Annotated in this window: 1 protein-coding gene; it reads left to right on the top strand. The window is 65.1% G+C overall.

The genetic code is table 11. The annotated features are described in order from the left end of the window. Positions 1-533 (top strand): MFS transporter (locus tag EOA13_RS37465; RefSeq protein WP_127298065.1); only part of this gene is annotated, 533 nt, incomplete at its 5' end. Between the last annotated feature and the right edge of the window lie 77 nt (positions 534-610).

Below are 610 nucleotides of genomic sequence, written 5' to 3'. Positions count from 1 at the left end.
GGCTGGATGCTGCAATGGTGGGTGTGGTGCTGTCGACCGGCCCGCTCGTCTCGACCTTGTCGGCGCTGGTGGCCGGACGCCTGACCGACCGCTTCGGCGCTCATAGGATGATGGTCGCAGGCCTGCTCAGCCTCACGACAGGCACGTTCCTGCTGTCGCTCGCCGTGACCAGATTCGGCATTGCCGGCTATGTCGTTGCGATCACCGTCACCTGCATCGGCTACGCGCTGTTCCAGACGTCGAACAATGCAGCCGTCATGACCGGCGTTGACGCGGGTCAGCGCGGCGTCGTCTCCGGTCTGCTCAACCTTTCGCGCAATCTCGGGCTCATCACCGGCGCCTCGTTGATGGGCGCCATATTCGCCGTCGCATCGGCCGAAGGGCACGAAGGCATTGGTCTTCTGAGTTCCGAGGCCGCCGCCCGGGGAATGCAGGTCACCTTTCAGACGGCGACGGTGCTGGCGCTGGCTGCGCTGTTCCTCGCACTGCTCTCGGCCCGCGCCACAGGCCGCGCAGAATCCAGGGCTTCGTGACGCGCACACCGCTCAGAGAGTAGAATTCCAAACAGGCTCAGGCACCTGCCCGCTTGCGGCGTTCATAGAGCATGACC

It is taken from the genome of Mesorhizobium sp. M7A.F.Ca.US.011.01.1.1, from assembly GCF_003998295.1.
In the GTDB taxonomy this organism is placed as follows: Bacteria; Pseudomonadota; Alphaproteobacteria; order Rhizobiales; family Rhizobiaceae; genus Mesorhizobium.
Note: the sequence above shows the minus strand (reverse complement) of the source record. Positions and strands in the feature narration are given on the sequence as shown.